This is a genomic window from Inhella crocodyli (assembly GCF_004004565.1).
In the GTDB taxonomy this organism is placed as follows: domain Bacteria; phylum Pseudomonadota; class Gammaproteobacteria; order Burkholderiales; family Burkholderiaceae_C; genus Inhella; species Inhella crocodyli.
Window position 1 is genome coordinate 1399158 of sequence record NZ_SACM01000001.1, and the last position, 12828, is coordinate 1411985.

The 12828-nt window shown below is 70.7% G+C and carries 14 protein-coding genes; 7 read left to right on the forward strand and 7 right to left on the reverse strand.

Annotated elements, in window-relative coordinates; genetic code table 11:
- Together EOD73_RS06505 and EOD73_RS06510 are read right to left on the reverse strand one after the other, a co-directional pair.
- Positions 1-792: a DsbC family protein gene (locus tag EOD73_RS06505; RefSeq protein ID WP_127681968.1), complete on the reverse strand. Its 792-nt coding sequence runs from the start codon at positions 790-792 to the stop codon at positions 1-3.
- Positions 789-1943: an FAD-dependent monooxygenase gene (locus tag EOD73_RS06510; protein WP_127681970.1), complete on the reverse strand. Its 1155-nt coding sequence runs from the start codon at positions 1941-1943 to the stop codon at positions 789-791. The genes EOD73_RS06505 and EOD73_RS06510 overlap by 4 nt, the downstream gene beginning before the upstream one ends.
- Positions 1944-2065: 122 nt before the next feature.
- On the opposite strand from EOD73_RS06510, the gene ychF reads away from it, so the two are divergent.
- Positions 2066-3157, forward strand: a complete 1092-nt coding sequence (gene ychF, locus EOD73_RS06515; protein WP_127681972.1) for a redox-regulated ATPase YchF — start codon at positions 2066-2068, stop codon at positions 3155-3157.
- A 72-nt stretch (positions 3158-3229) separates the two neighbouring features.
- Here the strand turns inward: ychF and EOD73_RS06520 are convergent, their stop codons facing one another.
- Entirely contained in the window at positions 3230-4018 is a 789-nt protein-coding gene (locus tag EOD73_RS06520; RefSeq protein WP_127681974.1) for a hypothetical protein, read from the reverse strand.
- Positions 4019-4146: 128 nt separating this feature from the next.
- Between EOD73_RS06520 and EOD73_RS06525 the strand changes: the two genes are divergently transcribed.
- Complete coding sequence (locus EOD73_RS06525) at positions 4147-4659, forward strand: hypothetical protein (RefSeq protein WP_127681976.1); 513 nt, start codon at positions 4147-4149, stop codon at positions 4657-4659.
- Positions 4656-5861, forward strand: a complete 1206-nt coding sequence (locus EOD73_RS06530) for a TIGR03862 family flavoprotein (protein WP_127681978.1) — start codon at positions 4656-4658, stop codon at positions 5859-5861. Before EOD73_RS06525 ends, EOD73_RS06530 begins: the two co-directional genes overlap by 4 nt.
- On the opposite strand, the gene EOD73_RS06535 is transcribed toward EOD73_RS06530, so the two are convergent.
- Together EOD73_RS06535 and EOD73_RS06540 are read right to left on the reverse strand one after the other, a co-directional pair.
- Positions 5828-6106 carry a DUF1272 domain-containing protein gene (locus tag EOD73_RS06535; RefSeq protein WP_127681980.1) on the reverse strand — a complete coding sequence of 93 codons (279 nt, stop codon included), beginning with the start codon at positions 6104-6106 and terminating at the stop codon, positions 5828-5830. The genes EOD73_RS06530 and EOD73_RS06535 overlap by 34 nt on opposite strands.
- 7 nt (positions 6107-6113) lie before the next feature.
- Positions 6114-6653 (reverse strand): phosphoglycerate mutase family protein, encoded by a 540-nt coding sequence (locus tag EOD73_RS06540; RefSeq protein WP_164845964.1) that lies wholly within the window; start codon positions 6651-6653, stop codon positions 6114-6116.
- 58 nt (positions 6654-6711) lie between these two features.
- Between EOD73_RS06540 and EOD73_RS06545 the strand changes: the two genes are divergently transcribed.
- The 3 genes from EOD73_RS06545 to EOD73_RS06555 are packed head-to-tail and all read left to right on the forward strand — an operon-like array spanning position 6712 to position 10155.
- Positions 6712-7917, forward strand: coding sequence for a methyltransferase (locus tag EOD73_RS06545; protein WP_127681984.1), 1206 nt, complete (start codon positions 6712-6714; stop codon positions 7915-7917).
- A 10-nt stretch (positions 7918-7927) separates the two neighbouring features.
- Positions 7928-9154 carry an MFS transporter gene (locus tag EOD73_RS06550; RefSeq protein ID WP_127681986.1) on the forward strand — a complete coding sequence of 409 codons (1227 nt, stop codon included), beginning with the start codon at positions 7928-7930 and terminating at the stop codon, positions 9152-9154.
- Positions 9155-9162: 8 nt separating this feature from the next.
- Entirely contained in the window at positions 9163-10155 is a 993-nt protein-coding gene (locus EOD73_RS06555; RefSeq protein WP_127681988.1) for an extracellular catalytic domain type 2 short-chain-length polyhydroxyalkanoate depolymerase, read from the forward strand.
- Between the two features lie 29 nt (positions 10156-10184).
- Here the strand turns inward: EOD73_RS06555 and EOD73_RS06560 are convergent, their stop codons facing one another.
- Positions 10185-10883, reverse strand: a complete 699-nt coding sequence (locus EOD73_RS06560; RefSeq protein ID WP_127681990.1) for an SDR family NAD(P)-dependent oxidoreductase — start codon at positions 10881-10883, stop codon at positions 10185-10187.
- Positions 10880-11755, reverse strand: a complete 876-nt coding sequence (locus tag EOD73_RS06565) for a sterol desaturase family protein (protein WP_127681992.1) — start codon at positions 11753-11755, stop codon at positions 10880-10882. Before EOD73_RS06565 ends, EOD73_RS06560 begins: the two co-directional genes overlap by 4 nt.
- A gap of 104 nt (positions 11756-11859) precedes the next feature.
- On the opposite strand from EOD73_RS06565, the gene EOD73_RS06570 reads away from it, so the two are divergent.
- Complete coding sequence (locus EOD73_RS06570) at positions 11860-12828, forward strand: LysR family transcriptional regulator (RefSeq protein WP_127681994.1); 969 nt, start codon at positions 11860-11862, stop codon at positions 12826-12828.

Sequence of the window (12828 nt, forward strand, 5' to 3'; positions counted from 1 at the left end):
TCAGGACTTCTTCTGGGCGCGCTGCAGGCGCTCTTCGACTTGTTCGGCCGGGATGGCGCCCGGCACGCGGGTGCCGTCTTCGAACACCAAGGCCGGGGTGCCGTTGATCTGGAACTTGCGGGCGAAGGCCAGGTTGCGCGTCAGGGCGGCGTCGTCGCAAGCCCCTTCGGGTTTGGCCGGCGGCTTGTCGCGCAGCATCCAGTCCTGCCAGGCCGCGTAAGCGTCCTTGCTGCACCAAATGGCGCGCGAGCGCTCCAGCGAACTCGGCCCCAAGATCGGGATCAGAAACGTATAGATCGTGACGTCCTTGAGCTCCGCCAAGCCCTTCTCGAAGCGCTTGCAGTAGCCGCAGTTCGGGTCTTCGAACACGGCCAGCTTGCGCGCCCCGGTGCCCCGCTTGACCACCATGGCATCGGCAACGGGCAAGGCGGAGAACTGGATGGCGGTGAGCTTGTCGACACGGGCTTGCGTCAGGCTGCTGCGGGTCTTCAGGTCGACCAAGTCGCCCTCGATCAGGTACTCGCCTTTGCCGTCGACGTAACGGATGTCGGTGCCAAAGCGAATCTCAAAAAGACCGGGGATCGGTGTGGTGCGGATCTCGTCGATCGGCGGGAAGTTGGGCAGGCGCTCGGCGATCGCCCGGCGCAGCGACACCTCGATGGCGCGCACCTCGGGGGCGGCCGCCGCAGGCGCTGGGGCTGGCGCCGCCTTCTTGGTGGGCACTTGGGCGGAGGCACCGGCCAGGGTCAAGGACAGGGCCAGGGCAGTGGCCAGCTTGCGGGGGAGCGTCATGGGGTCGGCCTTGCGGCGTTGGAAGCGTTCGAAGAGGGGGCACTGGCGCGGTGGCCCAGCGCCTGCTGGGTGAACCAGCGCTTGAGCGGCCCGAGGGCGTCGACCAAGGCCAGGCCCTGATTGCGCGCCACGCGGGCCCAAGGGGCGCCGTGCGCGAAGCCGTGCCACAGGCCGTCGGTCACGGTGGCCATCATCCAGGTGTCCAGCGCACGCTGGCGTTCGTAACGGCGCAACAGGGTCAAGTCGCCCAGCGGGCGCCAGGGCTCGCGCGCGGCCAGCACCTCGGCCAGGGCGGCCACGTCAGCGAGGCCCAGGTTCAAGCCCTGCCCGGCCAGCGGGTGAACCTGGTGGGCGCAATCGCCCAGCAGGGCCAAGCCGGGACGCACAGTGGGCGTGGCCCGCAGCAGGTTCAGGGGCCAGGTCTGCGCGGCGCCCACCTGCTGCAAATGGCCGGCGCGTTGGTGGGTCGCGGCCTGAAGTTCGGCCGCCAAGGCCTCGGGCGACAGCGCGGCTCGGCGCAGCGCGTCCTCGGCCGGCTGCGACCACACCATCGCGTAGCTGTGCCCGGGCGTGGGGCGGTCGAGCGGCAACAGAGCCAGCACGTCGCCGCCCGCCCCGAACCACTGCCAGGCGCGGCCTTGGTGGGGCACGTCGCTGACCCAGCGGGTGGCCAGCGCGTGGTGCCCGTAAGCCCGGCGCTCGACCTGGATGCCGTGCGCCTCGAGCCCGCGGGCCTCGCGCCCCTCGCACAGGGCCAGCAAGGCGTGCGGCAGTTCGCCGTCCACCCGTTGCACGTGGGGGGCAAAGCGCAGGGCGGCGTCCAAGGCGGCGTCCAGCTCGGCCGCGTCGACGATGACGGCCAGTTCGGCCAGGTGCGCCTGCCAGGCGCTGAAGTTCAGGCGCCCGCCTTCTTGGTCGCCGAACACCTGCATGTCCTGCACCGGCGTCTTGGCATCGGGCGGCAGGCTGTCCCACACCTTCAAGCGGCGCAGCAGGGCCTGGGCCCCGGCGTTCAGGGCGTAAGCGCGAACGTCTTGGGGGCGGGCTTGGGCGCGCCCCTGCAGGCCCACGCGCAGGCCCTGGTGCGACAGCGCCAGCGCCAGCGAGCGTCCCACGGCGCCATCGCCCCGGATGAGTACATCGACCTGCATAGCGCTCATTCTAGGAAGGGCCCCTCCGGCCCTTCTAAAATCACGCCTTTGGCCCGGACGACCGGGCCGCCTGCCCGGACGAACGACGCACCGGGCGCCTCCCCCACTGAAAGCCCTGCGCGATGAGCCTCAAATGCGGCATCGTGGGCTTGCCCAACGTCGGCAAGTCCACCCTCTTCAACGCCCTGACCAAAGCCGGCATCGCCGCCGAGAACTACCCCTTCTGCACGATCGAGCCCAACGTGGGCATCGTCGAGCTGCCTGACCCGCGCCTGGCCCAGCTGTCGGAGATCGTGAAGCCCGAGCGCATCGTGCCGGCCATCGTCGAGTTCGTGGACATCGCCGGCCTGGTGGCCGGGGCCAGCAAAGGCGAAGGCTTGGGCAACCAGTTCCTGAGCCACATCCGCGAGACCGACGCCATCGTCAACGTGGTGCGTTGCTTCGAGGACGAGAACGTCATCCACGTGAACGGCCGCGTCGACCCGATCGCCGACATCGAGGTCATCCAGACCGAGCTTTGCCTGGCCGACCTGGGCACTGTCGAGAAGAGCCTGCACCGCTACAACAAGGTGGCCCGCGCCGGCGACAAGGACGCCCAAGCCCTGGTCAAGGTGCTGGAGAAGTGCCAGGCCGCGCTGGACCAGGCCCAACCGGTGCGCGCCATCGACTTCAGCAAGGAAGAGCGCGCCATCCTCAAGCCCCTGTGCCTGATCACCGCCAAGCCGGCGATGTTCGTGGGCAACGTGGCGGAAGACGGCTTCGAGAACAACCCCTTCCTCGACCGCCTGCGCGAGTACGCCACCAAGCAAAACGCCCCTGTGGTGGCCATCTGCGCCAAGACCGAGGCCGAGCTCTCGGAGATGAGCGACGAGGACAAGGCCATGTTCCTGGCCGAGATGGGCCAGGACGAGCCCGGCTTGAACCGCCTCATCCGCGCCGGCTTCAAGCTGCTGGGCCTGCAGACCTACTTCACCGCCGGGGTGAAAGAAGTGCGCGCCTGGACCATCCACCAGGGCGACACCGCCCCGCAGGCCGCGGGCGTCATCCACACCGACTTCGAACGCGGCTTCATCCGCGCGCAGACCATCGCCTTCGACGACTTCATCGCCTACAAGGGCGAGCAAGGCGCCAAAGACGCCGGCAAGATGCGCGCGGAAGGCAAGGAGTACGTGGTCAAGGACGGCGACGTGCTGAACTTCTTGTTCAACGTCTGACACCACCCCTGCGAATGAAAACGGCGCCCTGCAAGGCGCCGTTTTCATTTGGAAGGGCGGGACCAACGCGGTTCAGGCCCCGCGCGGTGGGGCGGCGCGCCAGCCCCACCCCACCACCCCCGCCCCCAAGGCCACCCCGAGCAAGGCCTGCACCGCGGGGGGTGTGGCGGCCCAGCTTTGGCACAGGGCATTCCAGGCGTTCAGGTCCCCGAAGAACTGGAAACCCACGCTCTGTACCACCAATACGCCAGCCGCCCACAGGTAGGGCTTGGCGTGCTGCCGGGCTTGCAGGGCCAGCGCGACGGCGATGGCCAAGGCCACCAGCTGGGCCAACTGCACGCTGCCGGCAAAGCGCGGCAAGTCTTCCAGCCCGCGCATGGCGAAGGGCGGCAGGAACCCGGTGAACAAGCGGGCCAGCACCGGGCTGACCAACAGCAAGGGGGTGGCCATCAGCCAGCCGGCGTGCGCCGCCACGCGCCGGCGCTGGGCCAGGGCGGCGGCCACGAAGCCGGCAAAGCCCAAGGTGGCGAAGAAGTCGATGGCGATCAGGCGGTGGGCGTACATCGCATGGAACGGGCTCTTGCCTTGCGCCATGGTGCCCATCACCAGCAGCCCCCCGGCCAGGAAGGCCGGCACCAACAGCACGGCGCTGGTGCCCAGGAGGCGGTGGCCGGCGCGCCGTCCGCCATGGATCAACAGGCCCTGCGCCACCAGCAGCAGCATCCACAGCGTGGCGGTCACGCCGTGCACGTGGAACTGCCAGGGCACGGCGTCGAGCTTGCCGAAATAACTGGGCCAAAAGGCCAAGCCGGTCAGGCCGAGCAAGAGCAGCAGGTACAACCAAGCGCGGGGATAGGGCATGGACTTCGACTCCTTCAACAGGGCGGACCACGCTGGCCCCAAAACGCAGGTCAGCAACGCGCAGCATAGACACCGCGAGGCCGGGCCACAGCCCGCAAGCAGGGGGTCGGCCCGGCGATGATGGCGGCATGACCGAATTCACTGTGCTCGACCGACCGCCACCCCCGTCCTCGCTGTTGGCCCAACGCGCCGCGCAGGGCGAGTACGTCGACGCCTACTGCCTCCAAGTGCCTGCGCCTGCTGCACTGCCGGGCTGGGTGGTCGCCTTCTACGGCACCCGTCTCTTTGCCGCCGAGCGCTGCGTGCTGGCCCTGCTCGGCCACCCTTCTCGGCGCGCCCAGGCCCATGCGCTGGCCCAGGGCGAGCGCGAGGGCTTTGCCGCCTGGATGGTCACTGCGCGGCGCAGCGACGAGCTCTTGCTGACCGAGGCCTCGGGGCGCACGCGCTCGTGGCTGTCGGTGCAATCCTTGGACCCAGGCAGCCTGCTGTGGTTCGGGTCGGCGCTGCGCACCCGGCAGCAAGACGCCGACGGACGCCCGCGTTTGACCGGCGCGATGAAGGCCTTGCTGGGCCTGCACGAGCGCTACTCCCGCGCCCTGCTGCGCGCCGGCGCCCGCGACCTGCTGCGGGGTGCCGCATGAAGGCCCGGGTGGTGGGCGGCGGCCCGGCGGGCCTGATGGCCGCCGACGTGCTCAGCCAAGCCGGCTGGGCCGTGGACCTGTACGACGCCATGCCCAGCGTGGGCCGCAAGTTCTTGCTGGCCGGGCGCGGGGGTTTGAACCTCACGCACAGCGAGCCCTACGACCGCTTCGTCGCGCGCTTCGGCGCGCGCGCACCGGCCTTGCAGGCCGCCCTGGACGCCTTCACGCCGGACGACCTGCGCGCCTGGGCGGCGGACCTGGGCGTGGACACCTTCGTCGGCAGCTCGGGCCGCGTGTTCCCCACCGACCTGAAGGCCGCGCCGCTGCTGCGCGCGTGGCTGCGCCGCCTGCACGCGCAGGGCGTGCACTTCCACAGCCGGCACCGCTGGCTGGGCTGGGACGAGGACGGCGCGCTGCGCTTTGCCACGCCGGCCGGCGAGGCCCGTGTGCCCGCGGCGCCCACGCTGCTGGCCCTGGGGGGCGCCAGTTGGGCCCGCCTGGGCAGCGACGGCGCTTGGGTGCCGGTGCTGCAAGCCGCGGGCGCAGAACTCGCGCCGCTGCAGCCCAGCAACTGCGGCTTTGCCGTGGAAGGCGGCTGGAGCGCGTTCCTGCGCGAACGCTTTGCCGGTCAGCCGGTCAAGCCCGTGAGCCTGACGTTTGAAGGCCGCACGCAACAGGGCGAGTTCGTGCTCACCGACGATGGCGTGGAAGGCAGCTTGGTGTACGCCTTCAGCGCCGCGCTGCGCGACGCCATCGCCCGCGACGGCCAGGCCACCCTGCACCTGGACCTGCTGCCGCAGCACCCGCTGGACAAGGTGCGCGAGATCCTGAACCGCGGCCTGGGCGCCAAGAGCCTGGCCAGCTTCTTGAAGAGCCAGTTCAAGCTCAGCGGGCTGAAACCCGCGCTGCTGCACGAGGTGTTGGGCGCCAGCAAGGACCCGGCCGCGCTGGCCGCCACGCTCAAGGCCCTGCCTCTGACCCTGGTCGCCACGCGCCCCATCGACGAGGCCATCAGCACGGCTGGCGGCGTGCGCTTCGAAGGCCTGGACGCCGGCTACCAACTGCGCGCCAAGCCGGGCGTGTGGGTGGCGGGCGAGATGCTGGACTGGGAGGCCCCCACGGGCGGCTACCTGCTGACCGCCTGCCTGGCCACGGGCCGCGCGGCGGCTCAGGGGATCTTGTCGGCCGCCGTGCCGGGCTGAGCGTCGGCGCAAGCCGCGTGCGGCTGGCGCACGCGCTGCGTGCTCGCCGGGTTGCGCGCCAGCGCGTCGCCCACGCGGCGGGGCCGGGGCTGCAGCTCGCCGCCGCAGTTGGGGCACCGTCCGCCCAGGCGCTGGCGCACGCAGTCGTCGCAGAAGGTGCACTCGAAGCTGCACACCATGGCGCCGGGCGCGTCGGCCGGCAGGTCGCGGTCGCAGCACTCGCAGTTGGGGCGCATCTGCAGCATGGGGGTCTCAATGCTCACCGCACACCGGATTGGGCGCGCCGTACTGCAGGCGCATCACCGCGGCACTGCCGCCGGCATCCACAACGGGCTGCACCACGTAGGCCCAGCCGAACTGGTTCTCGCAGGGCGCCGGCACGGCACGGCCGCTCAGGGCCTTGACGATCTCGGCCACGGTGTTGCTGTGGCCCACCACCAGCACGCGGCCGCTCAGGCGCTGCACCGCGGCCGCCACCTCGGCCACGTGGGCCGGCAGCTCGCCTTTGCGGATGGCGACCACCTGGGGCGTCAGGCCCCGGGCGCGGGCCAGCGGGGCAGCGGTCTCTTGGGTGCGGCGCCAATGGCTGGTGACGATGGCGTCGATGCCCGCGTCGCTGCCGATCTGCGCGAGCAAGGCGGCGCGCTCGGCGCCTTCCGGCGTCAGCGTGGGGTCGCCAGCGGGCTCGGCCGCGCGCTCGGCGTGGCGAACCACCAGCACGAGGCTGGGGGCGGCGCTGGCACTGCCCCACACCACCAGGCCGCCGAGCAGCCAGGGAATCCAACGGGGCATGTCACGCCTACTGGTTGACGAAGGGGCGCCAGCATCGCACGGCGGCCACAATCCGACGATGAGCCTTCCGACCTCCCTCGCCAATCCCGCCGCGCCTGCGTTGACCTGGATCTCCACCGACGGAGAACCCCTGAGCGCCCGCTGGCACAGCGGCAGCGGCGCCCCCGCCCCCAAGCGCATCCGCGCCGTGGACGACAGCATCAACGCCGACGCCGCCTACAAGTTGGTGTGCGAAGGCACCGCGCTGGTGTGGGAGGGCGACTACCACCAGGCCCGGCAGATGCTGCAAGCCATAGCCCACCGCATCGACCGCCGCCGCGCGCGCAAACCGGCCACCGCCAAAGCGCCGGTGGCCTCGCCGGCCGACGCCTTCCACCAGCACCGCAAGGGCCAGGCCGAACGCGCCCGCATCCTGGGCCTGTTGGTGATGCGCCTGACGCCCGAGTTGCAACTGCCACTGCGCCGTGCGCCCGACCTGGCCCTCGCCGCCCGCGCGGCCATCGGCCCGCAGACCGAAGGCACCTTGGTGAGCCTGCGCGAGCTGCTGGGCTGGATCGGCGCCTGGGAATGGCGCCAGCAAGGCGTGCCGGTGCCGGCCCTGGGCCTGCGCAAGAACGGCGAAATCGCGCGCATCCACCCCTGGTACGGCGTGTTCAGCCCGGTGCGCGGGGAGTACCTGGAGCTGGTGCTGCAAGCGCCGTTGCCCGAAGCCCTGAAGGCGGAAGGTGCCTGGGCCATGGACATCGGCACGGGCACCGGCGTCGTCGCTGCGGTGCTGGCCCAGCGGGGCGTGGCCCGCACCGAGGCCACCGACCTCAGCCCCAGCGCCCTGGCCTGCGCGCTGGACAACCTGCAGCGCCTGGGCCTGCAGCACAAGGTCAAGCTCACCCAGGCCGACCTGTTCCCCGACGGCCGCGCCGCGCTGGTGGTGTGCAACCCGCCCTGGCTGCCGGCGCGCCCCAGCAGCGCGCTGGAGGCCGCCATCTACGACCCCGACAGCCGCATGCTCAAGGGCTTCTTGAACGGGCTGGCGGCGCACCTGGTGCCGGGGGGCGAAGGCTGGCTGATCCTGTCCGACCTGGCCGAGCACCTGGGCCTGCGCACCCGCGCCGAGCTGGAGGCCTGGATCGCCAGCGCCGGCCTGCAGGTGCTGGCGCGCCTGGAGATTCGCCCCACGCACGGCAAGGCCAGCGACAAGGCCGACCCCCTGCACGCCGCGCGCGCCAAGGAAACCACCTCGCTGTGGCGCCTCGCCGCGCTTTGAGTTCATCGCCATGACCACCTCGCCCCGCGCCACGCCGTACTGGTCCCTCGTGCTCGTGGCGGCCGCCATCCTGATGGTGACCATGGGCGCGCGGCAGAGCATGGGCCTGTTCATCGCGCCCATGAGCCGCGACACCGGCCTGTCCATCGTGGACATCAGCTTCGCGCTGGCCATCGGCCAGTTCGTCTGGGGCGCGTCGCAGCCGGTGTTCGGCATCGTGGCCGACCGCTTCGGCCCCACCAAAGTCGTCGTGCTGGGCGGCCTGCTGCTGGCCGCGGGCACGGCGCTCACGCCCTTCGTGCGCAGCGAGTGGGCGCTGATGGTCACCCTGGGCGTGATGGCCGCCGCTGGGGCGGGCGCGGGCAGTTTTTCGATCCTCATCGGCGCGGCCGCGCAGCGCCTGCCGGCCGAAAAGCGCAGCAGCGCCTCGGGCGTCATCAACGCCGGCGGCAGCTTCGGGCAGGCGGTGTTCGCGCCCATCAACCAGGCGCTCATCAGCGCACTGGGCTGGGTGCAGGCCATGTGGACGCTGGCGCTCATCACCCTGGCCACCCTGCCCTTGGCCTGGAAGTTGGGCGGCGGCAAGGCCGGCAGCCCGGCCCCCGGCGCGGTGGCCGCCCCGGCAGGCCCCAGCCTGGGCCAGCAGCTGCGCGAGGCCTTCGCCGACCGCAGCTACTGGTGCCTGCACCTGGGCTTCTTCACCTGCGGTTTTCACATCGCGTTCTTGGTCACGCACCTGCCCGGCGAAGTCGGCCTGTGCGGCCTGCCCGCCAGCGTGGCCGCCACTTCGCTGGCCGTCATTGGCGTGGCCAACATCGCCGGCAGCCTGATGGCCGGTGCGGCCGGCAACCGCTTCCGCATGAAGTACATCCTGTTCTGGATGTACGGCACCCGCGCGCTGGCCATCTTGGTCTACCTGGCCGCGCCCAAAACCGCGCTGACCTTCTACGTCTTTGCCGCCGTGCTCGGCTTCACCTGGCTGGCCACGGTGCCGCCCACCGCCGGCCTGGTGGGCAAGCTCTTCGGCACGCGCCACCTGGCGACCCTGTTCGGCATGACGCTGCTAAGCCACCAAATCGGCGGCTTCTTCGGCGCCTACTTCGGCGGCTTGGCCTTCGCGCGCTGGAACAGCTATGAGTCCATGTGGTGGGCCGACATCGCGCTGGCCGCCGCGGCCGCCGTCATCAACCTGCCCATCCGCGAGGCCAAGCTACCGCCGCGCGCCCAACCCGCTTGAGGACGCCCATGCGCTTGGCTGCCCTGCTCCTCGTTTCGACCTTGGCCACCGCCCCCGCGTTGGCGGCCGATGCCCCTCCGCCCCCGGAACTGCCTCGCCTCGGCGTGCAAGCCGACGGCGCCACGGTGTCGGGCGTGTCTTCGGGCGCCTACTTGGCGGTGCAATTGCACCTGTCGCAAGGCTCGCTGTTCGCCCGCGGTGTGGCGGCCGTGGCCGGTGGGCCCTTTGGCTGCGCGCAGGGCTCGGTGCTGCAAGCCTTGGGGCCCTGCCTCGGCCGCAGCCCCATCGACGTGCCGCTGCTGGTGCAACGCACCCAGGCGCTGGTGACCCAGGGCGAGATCCCGCCGCTGACCGCGCAGCAGAACGCCCGCGTCTACCTGTTCAGCGGCGCCAAGGACACGGTGGTCAACGTGGCCACCACCCAAGCCCTGCAAGCCCAGTTGCAGGCCCTGCTGCCCCACGCCCACATCACCGCACGCACCGACGTGCCTGCCGCGCACGGCTGGGTGGTCGACCGCGAAGGCGGCGACTGCGATCGCATGGCCGCGCCGCACCTGCTGAACTGCGGCGTCGACCTGGCGGGCGCACTGCTGCAGCACCTGCTGGGGCCGCTGAACGCCCGCGCCGATGCGGTTCCCGAGGGCGCGCTGCGGGCCTTCGACCAACGCCCCTTCCACACCGGGCCGGACCTGGGGCCGCAAGGCTTTGTGTTCGTGCCCCCGGCCTGCGAAGCCGGCGGCTGCCGCGTGCACGTGGCGCTGCACGGCTGCCAGATGAACGCCGGCTTCGTGGGCGAGGCCTTCGCGCGGCGCAGCGGGCTCAACGCGTGGGCCGCCACCAACCGGCTGGTGGTGCTGTACCCGCAAACCGGGCCGGGCGCGGTGAACGGGTGCTGGGATTGGTGGGGCTATGGCGGGGCCGGGTACCTGGGGCGGAACGCGCCGCAGATGAAGGCGATTGCGGGCATGGTGGCGCGCTTGCAGGAATCGCCCACGCGCTGACCGGCTCAACCCAAGGGGTCGCTGCGTCCTCAGACCCGACCACGGGCGGGGATCAAGGCCCCGTGCAGTGGCTCTGCCTCGGGCGACAGCAAAAAGGCCACCACTTTGGCCAGGGCCGTGGGGGTCACCCAGCGGCTGGCGTCGGCATCGGGCATGGCCGCGCGGTTGGCGGGGGTGTCCAGCAAGCTGGGCAGCACCGCGTGCACCCTCAAGGCACTGGCCTTGAACTCCTCCGCCAGCGCCTCGGTGAACCGCGCCACGCCCGCCTTGGCCGCGGCGTAGGCCCCCATGCCGGCGCCGGTCCGCTCCGCGGCAGCCGCTCCCACGTTCACCACGCACCCGCCGCCGCTGGCCAGCAACGCCGGCAGGGCCGCCTGCGTGCTGCACACCGCACTGCGCAGGTTCGAGCGGTACATGGCCTCCCAGATCGCCAGGTCACCGCCCGCCACATCTTGCATCTGAAAGCCGCCGGCCACGTTGACCAAGCCGTCCAAACGTCCATGCCATTGCAGCACCTGCGCCATGGCGACGCGGGCCGCCTCGGGCTCGTCCAGTCGCACCTGACCCAGGCACATCAAACCGTCGTCGTCGGGGAGCGCCCCAGCGTCGGGCGCCGTCGCGGCATCCAGCAAGGCCACCTGCGCGCCCTGCGCCCGCAGCACCTGCCCCAAGGCGCGACCCAAGGCGCCAAAGCCACCGGTGACCACGATGACCGGGACGGCGCTCATGCCAACTCCTGCTCGGCGTCGTCGTCGTAGGGCTTGCCGCCCGGGCGCAAGGCCGAGTGGATGCGGCGCGAACGCACCAAGGGGTAGAACATCTGTGCCGCCCAGTGCTCGTCGCCGAACAGCTTGTCGTCCACCAGCCCCACCTCAGGCGGGTAGCGGCGGGTGATGTGGGCGCTGCCGAAGAGCATGTCCCACACAAACAGCAGGTTGCCGAAGTTGCCCTTGTAGTGCCCCACGCCATCGCGGTTGCTCATGGCGTGGTGGGCCCAATGCGTGGCCGGGGTGGAAATGGTGCGCTCCAGCACCCAGGCCAAGGGGCGCAGAACCGGCTGCCGGTACAGGACTTCGTCCCACCGCCAGGCGCAATGGGCCCCCAAGATCACGGCGATCTTGACCACCACGTACACGAGGTACACCGCCCCAAACCCCAGGTAGAGCAGCACGCCAGACAGCCACAGGCCGGGCATGAGCAGGTAGTAGAAGAAGTTGTTGCGGTAGGTCACGCGGATGCTCATGTACCGGGCCGAATGGTGGGCGCGATGCAAAGGCCACAGCAACGGCGTGTGCGACAGGCGGTGCCACCAGTACTGGGTCATGTCGTCGGCCAGCAGCAGCACGCCCACCATGGCCCACCAGGGCCAATCGGCCAGCGCATTGCGTTGCTCGGGCAGGAGCCAGGCGCACAGGGCATTGCTGCCCAAGAGGGCCGTCGGCTGCGCCACGGCGAGCAAGCTGACAAACATCAGGCCCTCGAGCCAGGTGTCATTGCGGCTCGCCCGGACGGTGGTTTGGTAACGGCGCGTGGCGAACTCCATGCCCGCAAAGCCCAGGATGAGGCAAAGGATCAGCGTGTTCTGCAGCAGCGGGTTCATGGGCACCTCCGGCAAAGACCAACTCCGAATTAGCGGCTCCTTTCGGTAATGCGTCCAATGCATTGTTAGAAATGCTTTAATGCATTCAAAGCAATGGAGTTGCAGTGGACCTGAAGCACCTGAGCCACCTGGTGGCCTTGGACGACGAGCGCCATTTCGCCCGTGCCGCCCAACGGGTTCACCTCAGCCAACCCGCCTTCAGCCGCAGCATCCAAGCGGCAGAACAGGCGCTGGGATTGCGTCTGTTCGACCGCGAGGTGGGAGAGGTGCGGCCCACGCCCGCGGCCTCCTTCCTGCTGCCACGGGCCCGGCGCCTGCTGCTCGAGGCGCGCCACCTGCAGCACGAGGCCGCCCTGTTGCGCGACGGGCAGTTGGGCGACTTGGCCTTTGGGGCAGGACCCTTTCCCGGCGAAACCCTGGCGCCACGCTTGATGGCCCAGTTGCGCGTCGCGCACCCGCAGGTGCGCATCCGCTTCGAGAAGAACAACTGGCAATCGCTGTTGCAGCGCTTGTTCGACGAAAGCATCGAGTTCTTCGTGGCCGACCACCGGGACATTCCGGCCGACGCGCGCATTCAGGTGATGCCGCTGGGGCGCGACCGGGGCCGCTTGTTTGTGCGCCAAGGCCACCCCTTGGCCGGCCGCACCTGCCAGCTGAGCGAAGCCTGGGCCTACGGCTTGGCGGGGCCCAAGCTGCCGCAGGCCATGCACGCCTTGCTGGTGCGTTTGCTGGGTCTGCCCCACGCAGAAGACGCCGTGATGGCCCTGGAGTGCGACGAGGTGCCCTTGCTGCGGCAGGTGGCGCTGAACACCGACACCGTGGTGGTGTGCAGCGAGCTCGCCCTGCGCGACGAAGCCCAGGCGGGACGCCTGCTGCCGCTGGACGTTCACGGCTTGCCCGACGTGGGGGCCGACATGGGCATCGTGCTGCTGCGCCACCGAACCCCGTCCCCCATGGCACAACGGGCCATCGAAGCGCTTTGGCAACTGGCCCGCAGCCTGGGAATCCCAGCCCTGCCTGACTCGCCTTCCGGCCCAGCCCCATTCGGCGGCGTTGCCGCAGCGCGCCCGTGA

Bases quoted from the DNA above. Each gene is read 5' to 3' on its own strand.
- EOD73_RS06555 (WP_127681988.1), top strand. From the start codon at position 9,163: ATGCGCTTGGCTGCCCTGCTCCTCGTTTCGACCTTGGCCACCGCCCCC.
- EOD73_RS06565 (WP_127681992.1), bottom strand. From the start codon at position 11,755: ATGAACCCGCTGCTGCAGAACACGCTGATCCTTTGCCTCATCCTGGGC.
- EOD73_RS06510 (WP_127681970.1), bottom strand. From the start codon at position 1,943: ATGCAGGTCGATGTACTCATCCGGGGCGATGGCGCCGTGGGACGCTCG.
- EOD73_RS06535 (WP_127681980.1), bottom strand. From the start codon at position 6,106: ATGCTGCAGATGCGCCCCAACTGCGAGTGCTGCGACCGCGACCTGCCG.
- ychF (WP_127681972.1), top strand. From the start codon at position 2,066: ATGAGCCTCAAATGCGGCATCGTGGGCTTGCCCAACGTCGGCAAGTCC.
- EOD73_RS06560 (WP_127681990.1), bottom strand. From the start codon at position 10,883: ATGAGCGCCGTCCCGGTCATCGTGGTCACCGGTGGCTTTGGCGCCTTG.
- EOD73_RS06530 (WP_127681978.1), top strand. From the start codon at position 4,656: ATGAAGGCCCGGGTGGTGGGCGGCGGCCCGGCGGGCCTGATGGCCGCC.
- EOD73_RS06505 (WP_127681968.1), bottom strand. From the start codon at position 792: ATGACGCTCCCCCGCAAGCTGGCCACTGCCCTGGCCCTGTCCTTGACC.
- EOD73_RS06550 (WP_127681986.1), top strand. From the start codon at position 7,928: ATGACCACCTCGCCCCGCGCCACGCCGTACTGGTCCCTCGTGCTCGTG.
- EOD73_RS06520 (WP_127681974.1), bottom strand. From the start codon at position 4,018: ATGCCCTATCCCCGCGCTTGGTTGTACCTGCTGCTCTTGCTCGGCCTG.
- EOD73_RS06545 (WP_127681984.1), top strand. From the start codon at position 6,712: ATGAGCCTTCCGACCTCCCTCGCCAATCCCGCCGCGCCTGCGTTGACC.
- EOD73_RS06540 (WP_164845964.1), bottom strand. From the start codon at position 6,653: ATGCCCCGTTGGATTCCCTGGCTGCTCGGCGGCCTGGTGGTGTGGGGC.
- EOD73_RS06525 (WP_127681976.1), top strand. From the start codon at position 4,147: ATGACCGAATTCACTGTGCTCGACCGACCGCCACCCCCGTCCTCGCTG.